The organism is Burkholderia diffusa (assembly GCF_001718315.1).
Taxonomy (GTDB): Bacteria; Pseudomonadota; Gammaproteobacteria; order Burkholderiales; family Burkholderiaceae; genus Burkholderia; species Burkholderia diffusa_B.
This window is the reverse complement of the sequence record NZ_CP013363.1, coordinates 807,138-828,588: the sequence shown is the minus strand read 5'-3', so window position 1 is coordinate 828,588 and position 21,451 is coordinate 807,138. Positions and strand designations below refer to the sequence as shown.

The window sequence follows — 21,451 nt, the reverse complement described above, 5'->3', positions numbered from 1 at the left end:
CGTTGCCTCATGGATCAGGACGCGCCAGGCGCGGGCACGGACGGCACGATGCGCGTCGCGAAGCGCTGCGTGCCGTGCTGGTGAATGATGAAGTCGATCGCGGTGTCGCGAATCGCGAACACGGCGGTCGCCAGCGTGTTTTCGTCGTCGGGGTCGGCCGGATCGTCGCGATGGATCGGCAACCCTTCGGGTGCGCGATCGCCGAGCACGCGCAGCAGCGCGGCGGCGTCGATCGCTTGGATGTCCGGCGTCAGCACGTCGACGCGCCGCTGTCGGTCGCCGGACGATTGCGTGACGATCTGCGCTTCGCTCTCGCATCCCGGATGCACGAGATGATTCGCGTGACCGGTCAGACGCGCAACTTCGACGACCGAGCAGCGCGCGACGCTCGCCTCGATGCTGAGGAGCCGCGCATCGCCGGTCGCGCCGAGCGTGTGGTGAAAGCCGCTCGCGCGCGCATGCGTGCGCAGCACGCCGGCGGCCGCATCGAGCGACGTCGCGTCGAGCACGGCGCGCGCGAGAATCATCCGCGGCACGCCGGGCGCCGGCGTGCGGATGCGCAGGTTGTTGATCGCCTGCGCGATGCCCGCGCGGTTCGCGGCGAACGTATGCCCGGGCAGCGAGCCCGGGTAATAGAAACTGATGAAGCCCGGCTTGCGCTGCGGCTGAACGTCGACCAGCAGGCAGCGCTCGCGCAGGTACGGATCGCCATCCTCGTTGTGCGCGATCCAGCGCGTGCCGTGCGCGTCGCGCCCGGCGAGCGTCGTGCAGCCGTCCGGCGCGTTATGGATCAGTTCGCCACGGCAGTTCCACAGGAAGATGTCCTCGGCCGGCCAGCCGATGCCCGCCGCTATCCCGTCCAGTTCCGCGACGAGATCGGGGTACGCGGCCAGCGCGGCCTGCCGCAGCGCGGCGACGAACGGATGGCCGCGCCAGCGGCGCACGGCCTGCCATGCGCCGCTCTGCTGCATGTACGCGTCGAACACGGGGCGGGCAAGCTCGCCGAGGCGCACGCCGATGTCGAACGGCGTGCCGGCGATGACGGGAGAGAGGGAAAGCGGCATGTCGGATGATTCGGTTTCGTTCAGGACACGTGTTTCAGGAATTCCTTCAGGCGCGGTGTCGGCGGGCGGTCGATCAGATCGACCGGATGGCCATCTTCCGCGATGCCGCCCTGATCCATGAACAGCAATCGCGTGCCGACCCGCTTCGCGAAGCCGATCTCGTGCGTGACGACGATCATCGTCATCCCTTCGGTCGCGAGATCCTGCATCACTTTCAGCACTTCGTGACGCAATTCCGGATCGAGCGCCGACGTCGGTTCGTCGAACAGCATCAGCCGCGGCCGGATCGCGAGCGCGCGTGCGATCGCGACGCGCTGCTGCTGGCCGCCCGACAGTTCCGATGGGTAATGATTCGCGCGCGATTCGAGGCCGACCTTGTCGAGCAGCGCCATCGCCTGGTCGCGCGCGTCGGCGCGCGACGCGCCGCGTACCTGGATCGGCCCGAACATCACGTTCTCGAGCGCGGTCATTTGCGGAAACAGGTTGAACTGCTGGAACACCATGCCGGCTTCGAGCCGGATGTTGCGGATCGTCGACGCGTTGCCGCGCACACTCTGGCCGTCGACCAGCAACTCGCCGCCCGTGATTTTCTCGAGCGCGTTGATACAGCGCAACATCGTCGACTTGCCCGAGCCCGACGGACCGATCACAACGACCACCTCGCCCGCATCGATCTTCAGGTCGATATGCTTCAGCACCGGCACATGGCCGAAGCTCTTCGACACGTTCTGGAATTCGATCATGCTCATAAGATCCGCATCCTCTTTTCGACGAGCCGAAGCGTCATCGTCATCGCGCCGGTCAGCATCAGGTAGATGACAGCCACCGCGGTCCAGATTTCGACCGCCTGGAAATTGCCGGCAATGATTTCCTGCCCCTTGCGCGTCAGTTCGCCGACACCGATCACGATGAACAGCGACGTGTCCTTGAGGCTCACGATGCACTGGTTGCCGAGCGGCGGAATCAGGCGCCGGAACGCGAGCGGCCCGACCACCTTCAGCAGCACGCGCGGCATCGACAGGCCCATCGCGAGCCCCGCCTCCGTCAGCCCCTTCGGAATCGACAGCAACGCGCCGCGCACCACTTCCGCAAGATACGCGCCCGAATTCACCGTGATCGCGATGATCGCGGCCGTCAGACCGTCGATCCGGATATGCGCGAGCAGCGGCAACGCGAAGTACAGGAACATCACCTGCACGACGATCGGCGTGCCGCGAATCAATTCAATATAAACCTGTGCGAGTACGTTCATTGCCTTCGGTCCGTATGCGCGGAACATACCCGCGATCATCCCGACGACAAATCCGCCCGCCAGCCCGAAAAATGCAATGAACACCGTCAACCGGACCCCGTCCATCAGGTCCGGCAACGCCGCCCAGATCGCCGACCAATCGAAATTCACGTATCGCTCCCCGTCCGATTCGAGACCGGCGCGGCCACGCGGGCCGCGCCATGTTGTGCCGTCACGCTCACATCTTCGGCGGCTCTGCGCCGAACCACTTCTTGTAGATCTGCGCGTAGCGGCCGTCGACCCGGATCTTCACGAGCGATGCGTTGACCTTCGGCACGAGCGCACTGCCCTTCGGAAAGCCGATCCCGTACTTGTCGCCGCTGACCGGCTGGCCCGCGACCTTCACCTTGCCCTTGCCCTCGTTGTTCACGAAGAACAGCACGTTCGGCGTGTCGTGCATCGCCGCGTCGACGCGGCCGGCCTCAAGCGCGAGATAGGCCTGGTCGATGTTCGGGAACTGGCGGATCTCCTTCGGCTTCAGGTGCGCCTTGATCCAGTCGATCGTCGCGGTGCCCGTCTTCGCGGCGATCACCTTGCCGTTCAGGTCGTCAATCGACTTGATCGTCGCGTTGTCCGTCTGCACCATCGCCGCGAGCCCGCTGTCGTAGTACGGCGCGGAGAAGTCGATCGCCTTCTTCCTCTCTTCCTTGATGGTCATCCCCGACAGCGCGACGTCGATGTTCTGCGTCTGCAGCGCCGGGATCAGGCCCGCGAAATCCATTGGCTGGATCGTGTATTTCCAGCCCTGGTCCTTCGCGATCTCCGCCCACAGGTCCAGATCGAAGCCGACATACTTGTCGCCCTGCTTGAACTCGAACGGCATGAACGACGTATCGGTCCCGACGACGAGCGTCCTGGTATCCGCGTGCGCGATGCTGGCGCCGAGCGCGGCAACGACCGCGACGGCTTTCAGGAAGGAACGGCGACTCATGACTTTTCTCCGCATGGTTGAGCGATGTAACCGGCCGGCTGGCCGGGGAACGACGACATCAAGCCGCACCGCAACATGCGATGTTGAATTAAACATTAGTGCAACAAGTGTTGTCAACACCGATACTACGACAACAAAAAAATGCTCAACAGGAAAGTGCATCGAGACAAACCCGAGCCGCACGGGTGGGATTGATCGGAGGAAAGGAGGATGCAGCGGGAATGTCCGTGGCGCGATCGCGCCGCGCGGCGAGGATGCAATGGCGTGGAACCGGGGAAAGCGCGGCGCACCCACCGCAGCGGGGCGGAGGTAGCGCCGGAGTGGCCCGCGCGCGAAGATCGTTGTGCCCGCATCCAATGCGGTCACGCGGGCGGTGCGTAGCGAACCCGCGCTCGAAGGCCGCGCGGGCGCCGATTCATCCTCTCGTCAGGGCGCGGCGAAGAACAACGCGACGACGCACGCCATCCCCGCGAACCACACGAGCGAGCGCAGCGACGCCCAGTTCAGCAGGTACATCAGCGCATAGACGACGCGAATCGCGACGAAAGCCATCGCGAGCTGGTCGACGTGGTGCGCATTCGCGCCGTTGTGCCATGCGACGACCAATGCGGCCGTAAACAGCGCCAGCGCTTCCCACGCATTCTGGTGCGCGGCCTGCGCCCGCGCCCGCCAGCCTTCGAGTCTCGCGAGGTACTCGCGCGGCGCGTGGTTGTCGTAGCCCTTGCGGGCCTTGGCCAGGAACGTCATCGGAAACGGCAACAGCGCCACGATGAACAGGCAAATCTGGGACGTCGTCATCAAAATCTCCTCCTTTATGATTACATTGATCAATGACAGGGTCGCGCAGAGCTTAGCATTGCGTCGCGCTGTTCGCGCACCGGTTTTCTAGACGGGAGACTCGGCCAGGCAGGCTGCCGGAGGCGGTGGCGGTATCGCGCCGACACCAAAAATTCCACCAAATCGTCGACAAATACGTTAATTAAAACTGGTCGAACACCAATAAGATAGCGCTCAACACTGGCTCGGCGTGTTGCCGCGCCAGCCTGCTCACCCGCGCCGCGCCGCCGCGCGCGCCGAACGACTTTCGACCCGAGCCCGCTCATGCCCCGTCCCATCGTCGCCCATATCCGCCCCGACGCCGTCCGCCACAACCTCGACTTCATCCGCCGCACCGCGGCGCAATCGCGCGTGTGGGCCGTGGTCAAGGCCAACGCGTACGGCCATGGGATCGAGCACATCTATCCGGGCCTCGCGGCGGCCGACGGCATCGCGCTGCTCGATCTCGACGAAGCCGTGCGCGTGCGGGAGCTCGGCTGGGACAAGCCGGTGCTGCTGCTCGAAGGGATCTTCGAGCCGGCCGACGTCGAACTGGCCGATCGCCACCGGCTGACGGTTGCCGTGCACTGCGACGCGCAACTCGACCTGCTGATCGCCGCGAAGCCGCGGCAGCCGATCGACATCCAGCTAAAGATGAACTCCGGGATGAACCGGCTCGGCTACCGGCCCGACGCATTCCGCGCCGCGTGGGAACGCGCGGCGGCCGCGCCGTCGATCGGCAAGATCACGCTGATGATGCATTTCGCGAATGCCGACGAAGGCGAAGTCGACTGGCAGCTCGAGCAGTTCGATGCGGCCACGGCCGGGATTCCGGGCGAGCGCTCGGCATCGAATTCCGCGGCCGTGCTGTGGCATCCGCGCGCGCATCGCGACTGGGTGCGGCCCGGCACGATCCTGTATGGCGCATCACCGACCGGCGCGTCGCGGCACATCGCCGACACGCCGCTGATGGCCGCGATGACGCTGACGAGCAAGATCATCGGCGTGCAGACGCTCGCGCCGGGGGAAACGGTCGGTTACGGCCGCCGCTTCACGGCCGACCAGCCGATGCGCATCGGCGTCGTCGCATGCGGCTATGCGGACGGTTATCCTCGCCACGCGCCGACCGGCACGCCGATCGCGGTGGACGGCGTGATGACGCGCGTCGTCGGCCGCGTGTCGATGGACATGCTGACCGTCGACCTCACGCCGTGCCCGAACGCGGACATCGGCTCGAGTGTCGAGCTGTGGGGCGATCAGGTGAAGGTCGACGACGTCGCTGAAGCCAGCGGCACGATCGGCTACGAGCTGATGTGCGCACTCGCGCGCCGCGTGCCGGTCGTGACCGTGCCGCCCGGTGCGTCGATGGTGCAGCCGGCGCTGCGCACCGGCAGCTACGGGCGTTGATGCCCGGCGCGGATGCGGCGGCACACTTGCTGTCGCAGCGCACCGCGCATACGGATCAGCTGGTGGGCCGCTTTACAAACGGCCCGCCGGCCTTTGCAACGTGCAAAGGCCGCTTGCGCGGTCGCCCCGCACGCCGCCACGCTACGAGCGCCACACCGGCTCGCGCTTCTCCAGGAACGCATCGATCCCCTCGCCTGCGTCCTCTTCCATCATGTTGCGCGCCATCACGTCGCCCGCAAACGCGTACGCGTCGTCGAGCGGCAGTTCGCGCTGCCGGTAGAACATCTGCTTGCCGTAGCGCACGGCTGCCGGGCTTTTCGCGACGATCTCCGCGACCCTGCGCGCGACGGCCGCGTCGAGCGCATCCTCGGGCACGGCCTCGTTGACGAGCCCCCAGGCGGCAGCCGTCGCCGCATCGATGAAACGCCCTGTGACGAGCATGTCGAATGCGCGCTTCGACGACACGTTGCGGCTCAATGCGACGGCAGGCGTCGAACAGAACAGCCCGACGTTGATTCCGGATACCGCGAAGCGCGCGCTGTCGGCTGCGACGGCGAGATCGCACGCGGCGACGAGCTGGCAGCCGGCCGCCGTCGCGATGCCGTGCACGCGTGCGATCACCGGCACCGGCAGTGCGCGCATTGCGAGCATCACGCGGCTGCATTGCGCGAACAGCGCGCGGTAGTAATCGAGTTCGGGTTTGGCGCGCATCTGGCGCAGGTCGTGGCCCGCGCAGAACGCCTTGCCCTCGGCGGCCAGCACGACGCAGCGCACATGCGGATCGGCGGCCAGCGAATCGAACGCGTCCTGCAGGCTCGACAGCATCGCCTCCGACAACGCGTTGAACTGTTGCGGCCGGTTCAGCCGCAGTGTGACGACGCCGTCGCGCACGTCGCGCAACAGGATCGGCTCGGGTGTCTCGTGACGGGATTCCATGATGCTCCGCTCGACGGGGTTCGATCGGTCGCGAACCGGTAGCACGGGCGGCACGCACCCGGATTCGCGATCGACATGATCACGAATCGTCCTCCACATCGCGCGCGGCGTCCAGCATGGCCGACAGGCCGGCCGGCGAAGCCGTCCCGCACGCCGCCACACCGCGAAGCGAAGACTACGCCGACTGCCCGTCGATCGCCGCCCGACGGCGATGCATCGCACGCGTGCTCGTTCAGCCCGCCAGCTTCTTCAGCGCGTCGAGCACCGCGTCGCCCTTGAACGGCTTCACGATCCAGCCCTTCACGCCGGCGGCCTTGCCACGCTCCTTCATCGCCGGGCTGCTTTCGGTCGTCAGCATCACGACGTTCACCGACGTATTCGCCAGCTCGCCGCGGATCTTTTCGACCATCGTCAGGCCGTCCATGTTGGGCATGTTCACATCGCTGATCACGAGCCGCACGCCGGGCGTGGCCTTGAGCTTCGCGAGCCCGTCCTTGCCGTCCACCGCCGTCGCGACGTCGAGCCCGTGATTGCGCAGGAAACCCGCGACCTCGTCACGCACCGTGCCCGAATCATCGACCACCAGAATCTTTGCCATGCCGTCTTCCCCTTTCCTTGTTGCTGACTTCAACATTCAAAACAGTTCGAGTTCACCCGACTCGACCATCGGCCCCACGTCCTGCACGGATTCGCGGAAATCCTCCGGCGACCAGCTCAGGCTGAACACGAAACGCTGATCGAGCCGCACCGACCGCCCCGACGCGGGGTCGGTCATCCGGTACTTGAAACAGAGCTGCGGACAGTCGCCGCCGAACGAAATGAACTTCTGCTTGTGATTGACGACGAGCGGCACCTGCACCGGATGGCGAGCGAGTGCCTCGGCGTCGCCGAGATAACGGTTCTTGAACGCGCCCCACACGAGGTTGGTCAGCTCGCCGAGTACGCTGTTCACGTCGCGGAAATCGGGCGCGCGGCCTTCGCCGCGCGTGCCGCCGATCATGTCGAGCAACGGCTGCTCGCTCGTCTGCAGCAGCATGTAGCCGCGGCACCATGCGCTCTCCAGCGCGATCAGGCTGAACACCTCGCCGAAGATGATCTGGTCGCGCACGATGCACGGCGTATCGCGCTCGATCGCGAGGCCCGGAAACAGGCTGTCGAGCCGCGCCTCGGTGATCTCCGCGATGCCGCGCACGAGCGCATTCGGGTAATCGCGGCCGAACAGGTATTCGTCGATCGCGCGCTTGAGCGGAGCCAGGTCGTCGGCGACGTAGGCCGCGCACGCGACGCGTGCGAGCGCATCGGGCAGCCCGTCGCGCGATGCGTTCCCCGCATTCGACATGCGGCGCAGGATGATCGGCAACTCGGGCCGCAGCGCATCGATCTGCGTCGCGATGATCGCGCTTTCTTCCGGCGAGCCGCCGTAGTCCTCGGCGAGCAGGATGGCGCCGAGATCGATGTTCGAGCGCAGCACCTTCAGCAGCCGGTTGCGCCGCACGGTCAGGCCGACCAGGTTGTGCTCGTCGCAGAAGCGCTTGATCGTCGCCGCATGCGCGCGGCTGTCGTCCAGCACGAGCACCTTGCTGACGGGTTGGTCCAGGGTCATCTCGCGGAATCCTCGCAATCGGTCAAAACAGTTCGAGCTCGCCGCCCGTATCCACGCTCGCCGCTTCCGGCACGTGGAAATCGACCGGCGCGTTCGCGCACACGCACAGCGTCGCGCCGATCCGCACGTCGCCGTCGAGCGTGACGTCGTAGGCGGACACGTGATCGGGGTTCAGCGCAGGCAGGTAGTCGACGCTCGCGCCGCTCAACAGGTAAGGCGTCGACATCCCCAGATCGGGGAACGGTGCGGTCAGCGCCTGGTTGATCGCGCCGCAGCACAGGTTCGCGACTTCCATGAACGCCTCGGGCAGCGGCCGCTGCGCGCTCGCGCCAGGCGCTGCCGCGGTGAAATGACGGCGCGTCGGTTCGTCGTCGCGAAAGCGCAGCGCGAGCAGCAACCGGAAATGCAGTGCCGAGATCGTCAGCACCGCGACGTGCTCGGGCACCTTTGGCATCGCGCGCGACTTCATGCGTGACGGGTCGTGCGACGCGTCGTGCGCATCGACGGCGGCCGCCCGGATCTCGCACGCGCCGCCGGACGCGAGCCGTGTGCGCGCCGCATCGAAGAAGATCCGCTCGAAACCGGCCCGAGCCTGCGCACTGATCACGCCGCCGCCCCCTCGAGTCGCGCATGCAGCTGCCCGGCGAGCGTCTCGACCGTCGCCAGCGCGGCCGTGATCATCTTGCCGCCGGCCTGGATGTCCTGGAACGTCGCGGCCGTCACGAGATCGTTGCGATTCAGGCTGTCCCGATAGCTGTTCGACAGTTGCTGCGAGCGCGCGGCAAGTCCGCGCACCTCGCTCGCGACGATCGAGAAGCCGCGCCCGGCCGTGCCCGCGCGCGCGGCCTCGATCGACGCGTTCAGCGACACGATCGACACGTGCGCGACGATCGCCGACAGCTCCTGGTTCTTCGTGCGCATGTCCTGGTTCTGCGTGGTCAGCGAGATCATCTGCTCGTGCCAGCGCTCGAACGTGCCGGCCAGCCCGCGCAGCCGCGCGGCTTCGCCGGCGAGCTTCGTCGCATGCTGAGACAGCGCGGTGCGCTCGGCCGCGAGCGCCTGCAGCGCGTCGCGCTGCTCGCCGGTGCCGGCCGCCTCGCGCGCCAGCGCGTCCTCGAGCTCCGCTTCGCGGCGTGCCCACGCCTGCGCCGCTTCGGCGTGGGCGGCAACGGCTTCATCGGCCCGCGCATCGGCCGCGCCGAGCGCGGCGCGCAACGCCTCGGCTTCGCGTGTCAGTGCCGCAATCAGCCGTACTCGCGCGATGCGACACACGATCGCGGCAACCGCTGCGACCAACGCGCCGCCCGCCAGCGCGGCGCCGACCGGGATCATCCATGCCTGCACGATCACTCCGCCACGTCGACGTTCGCGATGCCGGCGCCTGCCGGGTGCCCGGCGTCGCGGGCCGCGCCGTCCGCCGCGAATCGCGCCGGCAGCGACACGATCGTCTCGAACGCGCGATACGACGCGCCGACGCGATCGTCGGTGAAGCGCAGCGCGATGTCGCCGCCGTCGCGCTTCAGGAAGTTGCGCACGGCGTCCATCCCGACGCCGCGCCCGGACACTTCGGTCACCGCACGGGCGGTGGAGAAGCCGGGGCGAAAGATTAGCTCGGCCACCGCTTCGTCGGTCAGCGCGGCTTCGTTGCCGGCGTCGATCCAGCCGCGCTCGCGCGCGATCCCGCGAATCCGGTCGAGCGCGAGGCCGCGGCCGTCGTCGCCGAGCACGAAGCGCAGTGCGTCGTCCTCGACGTCGACCGCGATGTCGATCTTGCCCGCCGGCGCCTTGCCGGCCGCGCGACGCTCTTCCGATGTTTCGATCCCGTGATCGACCGCGTTGCGCAGCAGGTGCATGAACACGTTCTTCAGCGTCGCGCCGATCTCGCTGCGCACGCGGTGGCCGTTGCTGTCGATATGCACGATGGGAGCCGGCTTGCCGAGCTCGGCCGCGAGCGACGGCAGCGATTCGATCACGCCGCCCAACGCATCGCCGATGCCCTGCGTGCCGAACTGGCTCAGCAGGCGACGCACCGAATCGCGTGCCGCGTGCCAGTCGCCCGCGTTCGCCGGATCGGCGCCGTCGAGCATGCGCAGGCTCTCGCTGATATGCGCGCGCTCGACCATCAGGTAGTCGGTGCCGCCGTGCTGCGCCGCCTCGCCATGTCGGCCGAGCGTGACCGCGTTGATCGTCGCGTAGTGGTCGACCGCCTCGCGCACGCGGGCCAGATCGTCCATCAGTGCGTCTCGGTTCCACTCGGGGCCGCCGTCCGCGCGGCGCAGCGATTCGTACGCCTGCTCCGCCTCGTGCACGATGTTGGTCAGGTGCTGCAGGCTGTACGTGCGCGCGTTGCCCTTGATCGTGTGCATGTTGCGGAACAGCGCGGCGACGATCGAATGATCGGCGCGTTCGTGCTGGCGGATCATGCGCTCGTTCTCGCTGAGGAAACCCTTCGCGCTGTGCACGAAGTCGTGGAACTTGTCCTGGCTGATCGACAGGATCTCGCCGATCATCTCGAGGCGGCGCTGCTGCTCGCCGGCCTGCGCGGTCAGCTCGCGGATCTCGGTCACATCGCGCACACACAGCATCAGCCGCACGACCGTGTCGGTCTCGTCGGTGATCGCCGACCAGCTCAGGTCGAGCCATTTCTCGCGGCCGTCCGGCATCCGCTTGGCGACTTCGTTGACGAGCAGATGTTCGTTGAACGCGAAGTTCATGCTGTCCTCGCCGAGGCATGCATGCACGGCCGCTTCGACCTGCGAGCGCGCGTCGGAGCCGATGCTCGAATCGTCGAACACGAGCGCCATCAGGTCGCGGCCGGCGATGTCGCCGGTCTCGAAGATGGTCTCGAGGTAAGCCGAATACTCCGCATGCACGACGCCGCCTTCGACGACCGTCAGGATCCCTTGCTGCATGTTCTGCAGCATGGCCTGGATGTCCGCCGTCTTCTGCTTCAGTTGCGCGGCATTCTTCTGGATCTTCTCGATCATCCCGTTGAACGCGACGATCGAATGACCGATCTCGTCCATGCGGCCCACCGGCACGCGGCGCGTGAAATCCTGGCTCGTCGCGATCTCGCTCATCGCCGTCTGCATCCCGATCAGCGGACGCGTGATCTGGCGATACAGCACGAAGCCGAGCGCGGTCAACAGCACGACCACCGTGCCCGCCACGCCCGCGATCGCGGTGGCCGTCGTCGCGAGCATGCCGTTCAGCGCGCGGATCGCATCGTCCTTCTGACGGTTCTTCTCGATGCGCAACGTGTCGACGATGCCTTCGAGTTCGTCGCGATACTGCGCGACGTTCGCGAACAGGAACGCCTGCGCCATCTCGGGCTTGCCGTCGGTCTTCATCTTCACGGTGTCGTCGATCGCGGCGAAGTAGTTGGCAGCGCTGTCCTTCGCCTGCGCGACCAGGCCTTCCTGCGCACGGCCGACCGCCGATTTGGCCTGGGCGTCGAGCGCCGCGCGCAGCGCGCCCTGCTTCGCCTTCAGCTCGTCGCGCGCCTGCGCGGCGGTGTTCGCGTCGGGCGCATACACCAGCGTCATCGTCGCGATCTGGATGTTCTTCACGTCGGCGACGACGTCCGCCGACGCGAGCGCGCTTGGCACGATTCCCTGGGTAACCTGACGCACCTCGGACGCGCTCTTGCGCGTCTGGTACACGGCGTATGCGCCGATCGCGGAAAGCGCGAAAAACGTCAGGACGACTAGCAGCGTAATGCGATGACGGATGGTCATGAGTACAGCTCCCCGCAGCGATCCGGCTTCGATCGCCCTTTGGTCTATTGAAAGAATGTGAGCGCCGAATTATCGGGGATGCTGTATGACCGTCCGATGACTGAAAATCAATCGATCGTTGAGAAAATCGCAATGGTCAATTGCAGCGAGAAAATACTAAAGTTTTTCTCGGATCGGCCGTTAACTGCCGGCCTGAACGGCTCGACGGGTCTAGCCGCCGGTCTCGATAAATCCAATCCGGATATTCATTCTTTTATTTAAGATCCGGTAATTAAATCCGACCGAATTCCGGTAAAACGTTTGCGCATTATCTGCGAATCGAATCGGTTGTGCACCTTCTGCCGCGCGGTCCGATCCCTGCGCCGGCCGATACGGGTGAATGGCCGACGATTCATTCGCGCCAGGAAACAATCAATCGCCGTCCGGCGATTCACCTTCCCTTCCGCGCGTTCTAGACTGTCGGATCACTTCCCCACCGGACCCTTGCAATGACCGACGTCCTGCCGCTGACCACCGACTCCGAATCCGGCCTCCACTACCGGTTGCGCCCGGCCGCCGGCCGCCCCGCGGGCCGCCTGTTGCTGCTGCACGGCGTCGGCGGCAACGAAACCAATCTGCTGAATCTGGCAGGCACGATCGACCCGCGCATCGAAATCGCGTTCGTGCGCGGCCCGCTGACGTTCGGCCCCGGCCAGCACGCCTGGTTTCCAGTGCGCTTCGGTCCGAACGGCCCGGAAATCGATGCGGCCCGCGCCGACGCGAGCCGCGTGCAGCTGATCGCACTGCTGCGCGCGTTGCGCGCCCGCGGCTTCGACCACGAACACGCCGCACTGCCCACCGTAATCGCCGGCTTCAGCCAGGGCGGCATCATGAGCGCGAGCGTCGCGCTTACGTCGCCGGCCGATGTCGCCGCGTTCGCGGTGCTGTGCGGGCGCATCCTGCCTGAGATCGATCCGCTGATCGCGCCGCGCGACGCATTGACCGTGTCGCATGCGCTGGTGATGCACGGCCGCTTCGACGACAAGCTGCCGGTTGCGTGGGCCGAAACCGCCGACGCGAAGCTGACGGCGCTCGGCGTCGCGCACGACACGCACCTCTACGACGCCGGCCACGAACTCACGGCCGAGATGGCCGGCGACTTCTGCCGCTGGGTCGGTGCACGCTCAGGATTGAACTGAGCGCACGGGCGGTCGACCCGCCCGTGCGTATCGTCAGACGTTGCTCGCCGGATCGGCGCCGATCGGCGCAGCGGCAGTGGCGGCGGCAGCAGCTTCCTGCGCGGCACCGCGCTTCGCGAGCTTCCAGCCGACCACGAGCGCGAGCACGACGACCGGGATCATCCCGACGGTCCACGTGCCGCCCGGGTAATCGAACGCCATCATCACCAGCACGCTGACGAGAAACCCGAGCGTCAGCCACGACGTGAACGGCGCGCCGGGCATCCGGAACGACACCGGGCTCAGCTCGCCGCGATTGACTGCGCGGCGGAACAGGATCTGGCACATCACGATGAAGCCCCAGGTCGTGATGATCCCGAGCGACGCCATGTTCAGCACGATCTCGAACGCCTGCGCCGGAACGATGTAGTTCAGCGGCACGCCGATCGCATTGACCGCGACCGTGACGAGGATCCCGCCGTACGGCACGCCGCGCGCGTTCATCCGCGACACGAAGCGCGGCGCCGAGCCGCCCATCGCCAGCGAACGCAGCACGCGCCCGGTCGAATAGAGGCCGGAGTTCAGGCTCGACAGCGCGGCGGTCAGCACCACGACATTCATCACCGTGCCGACGTACGGCACGCCGAGCTTGCTGAAGAACGTGACGAACGGGCTTTCGTGCGCGCTGTACGCGGTCCACGGCAGCAGCATCGTCAACAGCACGACCGAGCCGACATAGAACAGCGCAATGCGCCACATCACGCTGTTGATCGCCTTCGGCAGCACCTTGCGCGCATCGGCGGTCTCGCCCGCCGCGACGCCGACGAGCTCGATGCTCGCGTACGCGAACACGACGCCCTGCACGATCAGCACGGCCGGCAGGATTCCGTGCGGGAAGATCCCGCCGTGATCCGCGATCAGGTGCAGCCCCGGCATCTGCCCCGCGACCGGATGGCCGCTCGCGAGAAACACGGCGCCGACCGCGAGGAACAACGCGAGCGTCCCCACCTTGACGATCGAGAACCAGAACTCCATCTCGCCGAACACCTTCACGCCGATCATGTTCATCACCGACACGATCCCCAGCGCGCCGAGCGCGAACACCCACTGCGGCACGTCCGTGAACACGGCCCAGTACTTCATGTAGATCGCGACCGCCGTGATGTCGACGATGCCGGTGGTGGCCCAGTTCAGGTAGTACATCCAGCCCGCGACGAACGACGCGCGCTCGCCCATGAACTCGCGTGCGTATGACACGAACGAGCCGCTGGTCGGTCGATGCATCACGAGCTCGCCGAGCGCGCGCATGATCAGGAAGGCGAATGCGCCGCACACGAGATACACGACCGCGAGCGCAGGCCCCGCGCTCTGCAGGCGACCGCCCGCGCCGAGAAAGAGGCCGGTGCCGATCGCTCCGCCCATCGCGATCATCTGCACGTGTCGCGGCTTCAACTGTTTCTCGTAGCCGGTTTCGTGCGACGCGAACATCGCGTCCCGGTCGGCATGACGGGGGTCCGCGCCGCCGGCCGTGCCGGCCGCGCGCTCGCTGGCGTGCTTCATGGTGTGTCTCCGTTTCTTGATGTGTCGCGCCCATCGACAGGGCGCTGCGGGAACGGCCGCGCACGGGCCGCCGGCGGCATGCGCCGGCGTCGCGCGGCCGGAATCAGTACGCGCGCGGACGGATCAGCGCTTCGGGCAGCAGCGCTTCGTCCAGTTGCGCGGCGGTCATCAGCTGGCGATCGAGCACGATTTCGCGGATCGACTTGCCGCTCGCGTGCGCCTCGGCGGCCACGGCGGTCGCGCGCTTGTAGCCGATGTACGGGTTCAGCGCGGTCGCGAGCGCGACCGACCGCTCCATCGTTTCGCGCAACCGCTCGGGGTTCGCGGTGATGCCGCTCACGCAGCGGTCCGCAAGCGTCGTGCAGGCGGCGGTCAGATGGCCGAAGCTGCGGAACAGCGCGCTCGCGATCACCGGCTCGAACGCGTTGAGCTGAAGCTGGCCGGCCTCGGCGGCGAACGTCACGGTGAGGTCGTTGCCGAATACTTCGAAAGCGACCTGGTTCACGACTTCCGGAATCACCGGGTTGACCTTGCCCGGCATGATCGACGAGCCGGCCTGCACGGGCGGCAGGTTGATCTCGCCGAAGCCGGCGCGCGGGCCGCTCGACAGCAGCCGCAGGTCGTTGCAGATCTTCGACAGCTTGACCGCGATCCGCTTCAGCACGCCGGAGACCTGCACGAACGCGCCGCAGTCCTGCGTCGCTTCGATCAGGTTCGGCGCGGTGCTCAGGTCCAGGCCGGTGATGCGGCGCAGCGCGGCCAGCGCCTTCTGCGCGTATTGCGGATGCGCGGTGATGCCGGTGCCGATCGCGGTCGCGCCGAGATTGATCTCGCGCATCAGCAAGCCGGCTTCCTGCAGGCGCGCGATGTCTTCCGTCACCATCACCGCGTAGGTCGAGAATTCCTGGCCGAGCGTCATCGGCACGGCGTCCTGCAACTGCGTGCGGCCGAGTTTCAACAGATCGGAGAACGCGTCGGCCCGCTCCGCGAACGCATCGCGCAGGCGCGCCATCGCGTCGAGCAGATGCTCGACGGCGAAGCAGGTTGCGATCCGGATCGCGGTCGGATAGACGTCGTTCGTGCTCTGCGCGAGATTGACGTGCTCGTTGGGATGCAGGTATTCGTACTGCCCGCGTGCATGTCCCATGATTTCGAGCGCGCGATTGCAGATCACCTCGTTGGCGTTCATGTTGGTCGACGTGCCGGCCCCGCCCTGGATGATGTCGACCACGAACTGATCGTGCAGCCGGCCTTCGCGGATCTCGACACAGGCGGCGGCGATCGCGTCGCGATACGCGTGCGGCAACAGCCCGAGCTCGCAGTTCGCATCGGCAGCGGCTTCCTTCACCGCCGCGAGCGCCATGACAAGGTACGGCAACGAAGCGATCGTGCGCCCCGAAATATCGAAGTTTTCCTTCGCGCGCAACGTATGGACGCCGTAGTACGCCGAATCCGGAATGCTTCGTTTCCCTAAAAGATCCGCCTCGATGCGGAAGCCGTTTTCCGTCATGGTGCCCCTCCTGGATTGTCTCTGCCGCCGCGGGAAACCGGCTGCATTCACCGCTTCCCCGTGCGACGGGATCGCATTCTATGCCTTTGCATAACGAACCTCGCTTCTGTATTATCGAAAGCGGTTTTGCGTGTGACGCAACAGCGAGAGACGGATGAAAACAATGGCGAGAGACACCGGCATCGATCACCTCGGCGCGATGCGCGCGTTCGTGCGGGTCGTCGAAATGGGGAGCTTTTCCGCGGTCGCGAAGGAGATGCACGTGTCGACGTCGACCGTCGCGCGCAAGATCACGGCAATCGAGGACGCCCTCGGCGTCGCGCTGTTGCATCGCTCGACGCACAGCGTGACGCTGACCGAGGCGGGCCACATCTATCTGGAACGCGCGGTCACGTTGATCGCCGATCTCGACGACACGTTGCGCGTCGTCGCCGAGCTCAATTCGCAGCCGAGCGGCCCGCTGAAGCTCACCGCGCCGGTCGCGTTCGGCCGCCGTCACCTCGCGCCGCTGATCGCGCCGTTTCTCGCGCGCTACCCGACGATCCAGCTCGACGTGCGGCTCACCGACAATCACAACGACCTCGTCGCCGGCGGCTTCGACCTCGACATTCACGAAGGCGAGAACTACCTGGATAACCTGGTCGTGCATCGGCTGTCGCGCAACGACAGCATCCTGTGCGCGACGCCCGGCTATCTCGACCGCTGCGGGCGCCCCGTGACGCCGGACGATCTGCAGCATCACAACTGCCTGCGCTACGTGCACCCCGAGGGCGATCCGCGCTGGGAGTTCGTGCGCGGCGACGCGCGGCATAGCGTGCTGCCGGCCGGCAACCTCGTCACCGATCATTCGGAACTGCTGCTGGACGCGACCTGCGCGGGGCTCGGCATCGCCGAATTCGAGATCTGGCTGGTGCGCGACCTGCTCGCGAGCGGCCGGCTCGAAGCCGTGCTGCCGCGCTACCGGCTGCAGAACAAGCTCACCGGCGACTACATCTACATCGCGTACCTGGCGAACCGGCGCAGCTCGGCGAAGCTGCGCGTGCTGAAGGACTTCCTCGCGGAGCATCTCGCCCACATCGGCGAGCTGTCCGAAGTCGAGCTGACGAAGATTCGCGACGCAAGCGCGTAGCGGCTGCCGTCGCGCCGGCCGGCAAGCCAGCACTAATGCCGCATGCACCTTCGGCACGCGGTACCGGCGCGATGGCCCGGGTCAGGCCGGTTGCAACTCGAACGGGAAGGTCGCGTGTCCGATCTCGACGCCCTGCGTGTTCAGCATCCGCGGCCGGTGGAACGCGGCGAGCCGCGCGCGCTGCGCGTCGGTGCCGATCCGCAGCCGTTCGAGCAGTTCGCTGACCATCATGTACAACACGTCGATGTTGCCATCCTCGATCTTCACCGAGATGCCGAGCGCGCCGTCGGCGCCGAGTTCACGCGTGCGCGCCGATGCGCGTACGCCGATCCCGTAGCACGCATCCGCGCCGAGCTTGCCGACGACCTGCCCCTCGAAGGCGTCCATCAGCACCGTGCAGTAGCGCCCTTCTCCGGCGACCAGCTCGGGGTGAGCCGTCATCGCGTGATGAATGCGCGCCAGCGCGCGCACGCGATCGGTCGTCGCCGCGCCGCCGGCTTCGACCGTATCCGCACCGTCGGCCAGCGATGCATAAAGACGCGCGAGGCGGTCGAGCGGGAACGCCGGCGTCGGCAGGTTGCAGCCGTCGATCGCCCACTCGACCGCGTCGTCGGGCAGGCCGCACGCATCGGCGACCACCTGTTTCACACGCACCTGCATCGGATGCGCCGGCAGATGGTAGTCGGCGATCGCGGCGCCGATCGCCCGCGCGCCGGCCAGCATCCCGACATGCTTGCCGGAGCAGTTGCTGCACACGCCGGTCGGCGTGTAGTCGCGCTTGATCCACGACCGGTACACCGCGTCCGACAACGGCGCATGGCCGCCGCACCGCAAATCCGACTCCTGCGCGTCGACCTTCGCCAGCATCGCCCGCGTGCGCGCAATGTGCCGCTCCTCGCTGCTGTGCGACGCGCACATCAACGCGATGTCCGCATCGTCGAAACCAAAACGCTCGGGCGCACCCGTCTCGATCACGGACAGCGCCTGGGCCGGCTTTGCCGCCGAGCGCGCGAGGGTCATCCGGAACGGATCGCCGAGCCGGAACAGCAGCCTGCCGCCGGCATCGACCACCGCCGCATCGGCGACGTGCGTGTTCTCGATCGCATTGCCGCGGTACGTCACGACCGCTGCGCGTTGGGTGTCCATCTGTGCTGTCTCCTTCGTCGGGGCCTGATTGCCGGGGCCCGTGCAACCGGTACGGCAGTGTATCGGCTCTGCCGCCGGGTCGAGCCGGTCGGCCCGTGGAAAGCGGTATTGCGCCGGATGCAAAGCCGATCGGGCCGCATGGCGGGCGCGCGCGGCACATCGCGCGACACCCGGCCGGCCATCTCGCCCGCCAAACGCCGATCTTTCGATGCAGCGACTACGCGTCCAGCGCGAGCAGCGCGAACGTCGCGAGCCAGTGCTCGCCCATGTAATCGCCGGCCACGTGTGCGAGCGCGCTCGCGAGATGCCGGCCGGCCGCATCGAGCAGCTTCGCACGCCGCGCATCGCCTTCCGGCAGCGCGCCCGCAAGCGAGCGCTGACACCATGCACGGCTCAGATTCAACCCGTCCAGATGCGCGATCTTGCCGTCGCTGCGGTCGCTGACCGTCGCCGGCTCGAACAGCGTCGCCGGCTGGCCACGCGCGAGATCGGGCAGGAAGCGCGCCAACCAGCCGTCGAATTCGGCGGCCGGCAGCACGCGCCGCATCAGCTCCGCCTCCATCAGCGCGGGCGACAGGAATTCGTCGCCCGACGGCTCCCACGCCTGGCACGCGACGTCGTTCAGATGCCAGCGTTTCGCCGTATCGACGATGAGCGCCGCAAGCCCGTCGCGCTGCGTCGCGCGCGCGAAGTCGAGCGCGAGCGCGAGCGCAAACGCGGTGTTGAAGTGCGTGCCGACCCGCAGCGGGTAGGTGGCCTTCGGCAGGAAGGTCTCGAAGCGCGCGACGAACAGTTCGGCGAGCGGCGCGATCGTCTTCGCCCAGCGGGCGGCCTGCGGCACCGCGCCCTTCAGCGCGAGCCGCTCCAGTTGCGCGGACAGCGCGAGCAGCCAAGCCCACCCGTAAGGCCGCTCGAAACCGCTGTTGTGCGGCAGCGCCAGATACGCGCGTTCGCCGGCGACGTTCGCGTCGGTGAAATGCGCGTCGACGACGGCGATGATCCGCTCGGCCTCCGGCAGCGCCGGATAGCGTTCGAGCACGCTCAGCACGAGCCAGTAGCCGTGCACGCACGAATGCCAGTCGTAGCTGCCGTAGAAGATCGGGTGCAGTGCGCGCGGCCCCTGCACGTCGTGCGGGCCTTCGAGCGAATGCGTGAGCTTGTTCGGATATTCGCGGGTCAGATGCGCGAGCGCGAGCGACGCGAATTTCGATGCGAGTTCGGGGGTCAGTCGATCGGTCATGGGCGTCTCGTCAGAAGCGGAATACGAACGCGTACATCAGCAGCGTGTTGACGGCCAGCAGCAGCACGGCGGTCGGCCACTGCGCCTTGATCACGCCGTTCTTGTCCTTCAGTTCGAGCAGCGCGGCCGGCACGATGTTGAAGTTCGCGGCCATCGGCGTCATCAGCGTACCGCAGAAGCCGCTCAGCATCCCGATCGCGCCCATGATCGCCGGGTTGCCGTGGAACTGGTGGACGATCAGCGGCAGGCCGATGCCTGCCGTCATCACGGGGAATGCGGCGAAGCCGTTGCCCATGATCATCGTGAACAGCGCCATGCCGACCGTGTAGGCGGCGACGACCGCGAACGGCGAATCGATCGGCACCCACTCCCTGACGAGCCCCGACACCACGCCGCCGACGCCGGCGACCGCGAACAGCGCGCCAAGCGCCGCAAGCATCTGCGGCAGGATCGCGGCCCAGCCGACCGCGTCCATCGTGTGACGCGCCTCCTTCAGCGCATGCACCGGCGAATCGCGCAGCATCGCGAGCGCGACGGCGAACGCGACGAGCGTGCCGAGCACGAGCGAGATCAGCGTCACGCTCTTCGGATCGACGAACGGCACGAGCTTCAGCGCGAACGTGCCGATCAGCGTGACGAGCGGTATCAGCAGCGCCGGGAGGAACAGCCGGTTGCCGAAGCGCAGCGCTTTCGCGTCGCGTCGCGCGGCCGCCGCGTCGCCGGCTTCGTCCGACTTGCCGCGCCCGAGCTTGCCGGAGCCCGCGATCAATGCGAGTGCGATCGCGAGACAGCCCGTCACGAAGTGCGGCAGCAGCGCGCCGAACAGGAACGTGAGCGCGTAGATCGCCCAAAACGCGAAATTGACGACGCGGCGCGGGTTCGTGCGGTCCGTCAGGTTGAAGCACGCGAACGCGGCGAACATCAGGCCGGCGAGCGTGTACAGCGGTTCGAGGCCGATCATCGCGCGCCCTCCCGCCCGAATGCGCCGAAGCCGCGCGAGAGCCGGTGATCGAGCAGCGCGAGCCGCGTGCAGTGGATCAGCAGCGCGGCGATCGCCGTCGGAATCGCCCAGACCGACAGGTGCAGCGGCTCGATCGCGATTCCGTTCTGTTCGAGAAAGCCCTTGATCAGCAGGATCGACTGGATCGCGATGAAGATGTCCTCGCCGAAGAACACGGCGACGTTATCGGCGGCCGATGCGTGCGCGCGGATCTGCTGGCGCACGGATTCGGGCAGGTCGCCGAGCCGGCTGACGGCCGCGGCTTCCGCCATCGGCGCGATCAGCGGCCGCACCATCTGCGCGTGGCCGCCAAGCGACGTGAGGCCGAGCGCGGCCGTCACCTGACGCAGCACGAAATACAGCATCAGCACGCGTCCGGCCGTCGCCGCGTGCACGCGCGAGATCATCCGCTTCGCCTGCTCCTTGAGCCCGTTGCGCTCGAGCAGCGCGATCACCGGCAGCGTGAGCCAGATCAGGCCCATGTAGCGGTTGTCGGTGAACGCCTTGCCGAATGCGCTGACGATGTCGACGAGATTCATGCCGCCCGCCAGCCCCGTCGCGAGCCCCGCGATCGTGACCACCAGCAGCGCGTTGAAGCGCAGCGCGAAACCGATCACGACGATCGGCACCCCAATCAGCACCAGCATTGCCCCTCCTTGTGATGGATGCGCGGCGCCGTGAAGGCGCGCCGCCCGCCCGGTATCGACCGGGTTCAGGCGGCAAAATCTAACACGAGACTTTATCGATAAAAAGTCGACAATTTGAAGTTTCGGGTAAACGTTGAAATCGACGTCATGTTGCGCCGGCCGTGTCCGCGCTGTTGCGGCGGAACGATTCACGGCGGGCGGCGGCAACGCGCGCGGCACGCGCGATTCCGGCTGGCCTGCCGGGCGCGGCCCGCCCCCGCCGCGCATGGCGGAGCGC

At 67.0% G+C, this 21,451-nt stretch carries 21 protein-coding genes; 4 read left to right on the top strand and 17 right to left on the bottom strand.

Going from position 1 to position 21,451, the window contains the following annotated elements:
* Positions 1-14 precede the first annotated feature (14 nt).
* The 5 genes from WI26_RS19170 to WI26_RS19150 form a co-directional block, all read right to left on the bottom strand.
* Complete coding sequence (locus WI26_RS19170) at positions 15-1,064, bottom strand: C45 family autoproteolytic acyltransferase/hydolase (RefSeq protein WP_069226834.1); 1,050 nt, start codon at positions 1,062-1,064, stop codon at positions 15-17.
* Positions 1,065-1,084: 20 nt separating this feature from the next.
* The gene (gene glnQ / locus WI26_RS19165; protein ID WP_014899691.1) at positions 1,085-1,813 is read right to left on the bottom strand and encodes a glutamine ABC transporter ATP-binding protein GlnQ; all 729 of its coding nucleotides are present in this window, start codon (positions 1,811-1,813) and stop codon (positions 1,085-1,087) included.
* Entirely contained in the window at positions 1,810-2,466 is a 657-nt protein-coding gene (glnP, locus tag WI26_RS19160; protein ID WP_059466326.1) for a glutamine ABC transporter permease GlnP, read from the bottom strand. Before glnP ends, glnQ begins: the two co-directional genes overlap by 4 nt.
* A 67-nt stretch (positions 2,467-2,533) precedes the next feature.
* Positions 2,534-3,286 carry a glutamine ABC transporter substrate-binding protein GlnH gene (glnH, locus tag WI26_RS19155; RefSeq protein WP_069226833.1) on the bottom strand — a complete coding sequence of 251 codons (753 nt, stop codon included), beginning with the start codon at positions 3,284-3,286 and terminating at the stop codon, positions 2,534-2,536.
* Positions 3,287-3,712: 426 nt separating this feature from the next.
* Positions 3,713-4,084 carry an MAPEG family protein gene (locus WI26_RS19150; RefSeq protein WP_059466328.1) on the bottom strand — a complete coding sequence of 124 codons (372 nt, stop codon included), beginning with the start codon at positions 4,082-4,084 and terminating at the stop codon, positions 3,713-3,715.
* Between the two features lie 303 nt (positions 4,085-4,387).
* Here WI26_RS19150 and alr point away from each other — a divergent pair, with 303 nt between their 5' ends.
* Positions 4,388-5,509, top strand: a complete 1,122-nt coding sequence (gene alr, locus WI26_RS19145; protein ID WP_069226832.1) for an alanine racemase — start codon at positions 4,388-4,390, stop codon at positions 5,507-5,509.
* Positions 5,510-5,650: 141 nt separating this feature from the next.
* Here the strand turns inward: alr and WI26_RS19140 are convergent, their stop codons facing one another.
* The 6 genes from WI26_RS19140 to WI26_RS19115 all read right to left on the bottom strand — a co-directional run bounded on the left by WI26_RS19140 (position 5,651) and on the right by WI26_RS19115 (position 11,785).
* Positions 5,651-6,445 (bottom strand): enoyl-CoA hydratase, encoded by a 795-nt coding sequence (locus tag WI26_RS19140; protein WP_069226831.1) that lies wholly within the window; start codon positions 6,443-6,445, stop codon positions 5,651-5,653.
* A gap of 232 nt (positions 6,446-6,677) precedes the next feature.
* Positions 6,678-7,043, bottom strand: a complete 366-nt coding sequence (locus WI26_RS19135; protein ID WP_006765703.1) for a response regulator — start codon at positions 7,041-7,043, stop codon at positions 6,678-6,680.
* Positions 7,044-7,079: 36 nt separating this feature from the next.
* The gene (locus WI26_RS19130; protein ID WP_059539545.1) at positions 7,080-8,048 is read right to left on the bottom strand and encodes a chemotaxis protein CheX; all 969 of its coding nucleotides are present in this window, start codon (positions 8,046-8,048) and stop codon (positions 7,080-7,082) included.
* A gap of 22 nt (positions 8,049-8,070) precedes the next feature.
* Positions 8,071-8,655 carry a hypothetical protein gene (locus WI26_RS19125; RefSeq protein ID WP_069226830.1) on the bottom strand — a complete coding sequence of 195 codons (585 nt, stop codon included), beginning with the start codon at positions 8,653-8,655 and terminating at the stop codon, positions 8,071-8,073.
* Positions 8,652-9,392, bottom strand: a complete 741-nt coding sequence (locus WI26_RS19120) for a methyl-accepting chemotaxis protein (protein WP_236849354.1) — start codon at positions 9,390-9,392, stop codon at positions 8,652-8,654. Before WI26_RS19120 ends, WI26_RS19125 begins: the two co-directional genes overlap by 4 nt.
* Before the next feature lie 2 nt (positions 9,393-9,394).
* Positions 9,395-11,785 (bottom strand): ATP-binding protein, encoded by a 2,391-nt coding sequence (locus WI26_RS19115; RefSeq protein ID WP_069226829.1) that lies wholly within the window; start codon positions 11,783-11,785, stop codon positions 9,395-9,397.
* A gap of 57 nt (positions 11,786-11,842) precedes the next feature.
* Here WI26_RS19115 and WI26_RS32295 point away from each other — a divergent pair, with 57 nt between their 5' ends.
* Both WI26_RS32295 and WI26_RS19110 read left to right on the top strand, forming a co-directional pair.
* On the top strand, positions 11,843-12,046 hold the full coding sequence (locus tag WI26_RS32295; RefSeq protein WP_155624019.1) for a hypothetical protein: 204 nt from the start codon (positions 11,843-11,845) through the stop codon (positions 12,044-12,046).
* Positions 12,047-12,273: 227 nt separating this feature from the next.
* Positions 12,274-12,963, top strand: coding sequence for an alpha/beta hydrolase (locus tag WI26_RS19110; RefSeq protein WP_069226828.1), 690 nt, complete (start codon positions 12,274-12,276; stop codon positions 12,961-12,963).
* A gap of 33 nt (positions 12,964-12,996) precedes the next feature.
* Here the strand turns inward: WI26_RS19110 and WI26_RS19105 are convergent, their stop codons facing one another.
* Positions 12,997-14,502, bottom strand: coding sequence for an amino acid permease (locus tag WI26_RS19105; RefSeq protein ID WP_069226827.1), 1,506 nt, complete (start codon positions 14,500-14,502; stop codon positions 12,997-12,999).
* Positions 14,503-14,605: 103 nt separating this feature from the next.
* Positions 14,606-16,012 carry an aspartate ammonia-lyase gene (locus WI26_RS19100; protein ID WP_069226826.1) on the bottom strand — a complete coding sequence of 469 codons (1,407 nt, stop codon included), beginning with the start codon at positions 16,010-16,012 and terminating at the stop codon, positions 14,606-14,608.
* A 154-nt stretch (positions 16,013-16,166) separates the two neighbouring features.
* On the opposite strand from WI26_RS19100, the gene WI26_RS19095 reads away from it, so the two are divergent.
* Entirely contained in the window at positions 16,167-17,141 is a 975-nt protein-coding gene (locus WI26_RS19095) for a LysR family transcriptional regulator (protein WP_069226825.1), read from the top strand.
* 81 nt (positions 17,142-17,222) lie between these two features.
* On the opposite strand, the gene WI26_RS19090 is transcribed toward WI26_RS19095, so the two are convergent.
* The 4 genes from WI26_RS19090 to WI26_RS19075 all read right to left on the bottom strand — a co-directional run bounded on the left by WI26_RS19090 (position 17,223) and on the right by WI26_RS19075 (position 21,174).
* Positions 17,223-18,287 (bottom strand): asparaginase, encoded by a 1,065-nt coding sequence (locus WI26_RS19090; protein WP_069226824.1) that lies wholly within the window; start codon positions 18,285-18,287, stop codon positions 17,223-17,225.
* 217 nt (positions 18,288-18,504) lie between these two features.
* Positions 18,505-19,527: a DUF2891 domain-containing protein gene (locus WI26_RS19085; RefSeq protein ID WP_069226823.1), complete on the bottom strand. Its 1,023-nt coding sequence runs from the start codon at positions 19,525-19,527 to the stop codon at positions 18,505-18,507.
* Positions 19,528-19,537: 10 nt separating this feature from the next.
* Positions 19,538-20,488, bottom strand: coding sequence for a DUF979 domain-containing protein (locus WI26_RS19080; protein WP_059450650.1), 951 nt, complete (start codon positions 20,486-20,488; stop codon positions 19,538-19,540).
* Positions 20,485-21,174, bottom strand: a complete 690-nt coding sequence (locus WI26_RS19075; protein WP_069226822.1) for a DUF969 domain-containing protein — start codon at positions 21,172-21,174, stop codon at positions 20,485-20,487. The genes WI26_RS19080 and WI26_RS19075 overlap by 4 nt, the downstream gene beginning before the upstream one ends.
* Positions 21,175-21,451 lie beyond the last annotated feature (277 nt).

Bases quoted from the DNA above. Each gene is read 5' to 3' on its own strand.
- WI26_RS19170 (WP_069226834.1), bottom strand. From the start codon at position 1,064: ATGCCGCTTTCCCTCTCTCCCGTCATCGCCGGCACGCCGTTCGACATC.
- glnQ (WP_014899691.1), bottom strand. From the start codon at position 1,813: ATGAGCATGATCGAATTCCAGAACGTGTCGAAGAGCTTCGGCCATGTG.
- glnH (WP_069226833.1), bottom strand. From the start codon at position 3,286: ATGAGTCGCCGTTCCTTCCTGAAAGCCGTCGCGGTCGTTGCCGCGCTC.
- WI26_RS19150 (WP_059466328.1), bottom strand. From the start codon at position 4,084: ATGACGACGTCCCAGATTTGCCTGTTCATCGTGGCGCTGTTGCCGTTT.
- alr (WP_069226832.1), top strand. From the start codon at position 4,388: ATGCCCCGTCCCATCGTCGCCCATATCCGCCCCGACGCCGTCCGCCAC.
- WI26_RS19140 (WP_069226831.1), bottom strand. From the start codon at position 6,445: ATGGAATCCCGTCACGAGACACCCGAGCCGATCCTGTTGCGCGACGTG.
- WI26_RS19135 (WP_006765703.1), bottom strand. From the start codon at position 7,043: ATGGCAAAGATTCTGGTGGTCGATGATTCGGGCACGGTGCGTGACGAG.
- WI26_RS19130 (WP_059539545.1), bottom strand. From the start codon at position 8,048: ATGACCCTGGACCAACCCGTCAGCAAGGTGCTCGTGCTGGACGACAGC.
- WI26_RS19115 (WP_069226829.1), bottom strand. From the start codon at position 11,785: ATGACCATCCGTCATCGCATTACGCTGCTAGTCGTCCTGACGTTTTTC.
- WI26_RS19110 (WP_069226828.1), top strand. From the start codon at position 12,274: ATGACCGACGTCCTGCCGCTGACCACCGACTCCGAATCCGGCCTCCAC.
- WI26_RS19105 (WP_069226827.1), bottom strand. From the start codon at position 14,502: ATGAAGCACGCCAGCGAGCGCGCGGCCGGCACGGCCGGCGGCGCGGAC.
- WI26_RS19100 (WP_069226826.1), bottom strand. From the start codon at position 16,012: ATGACGGAAAACGGCTTCCGCATCGAGGCGGATCTTTTAGGGAAACGA.
- WI26_RS19095 (WP_069226825.1), top strand. From the start codon at position 16,167: ATGAAAACAATGGCGAGAGACACCGGCATCGATCACCTCGGCGCGATG.
- WI26_RS19090 (WP_069226824.1), bottom strand. From the start codon at position 18,287: ATGGACACCCAACGCGCAGCGGTCGTGACGTACCGCGGCAATGCGATC.
- WI26_RS19085 (WP_069226823.1), bottom strand. From the start codon at position 19,527: ATGACCGATCGACTGACCCCCGAACTCGCATCGAAATTCGCGTCGCTC.
- WI26_RS19080 (WP_059450650.1), bottom strand. From the start codon at position 20,488: ATGATCGGCCTCGAACCGCTGTACACGCTCGCCGGCCTGATGTTCGCC.
- WI26_RS19075 (WP_069226822.1), bottom strand. From the start codon at position 21,174: ATGCTGGTGCTGATTGGGGTGCCGATCGTCGTGATCGGTTTCGCGCTG.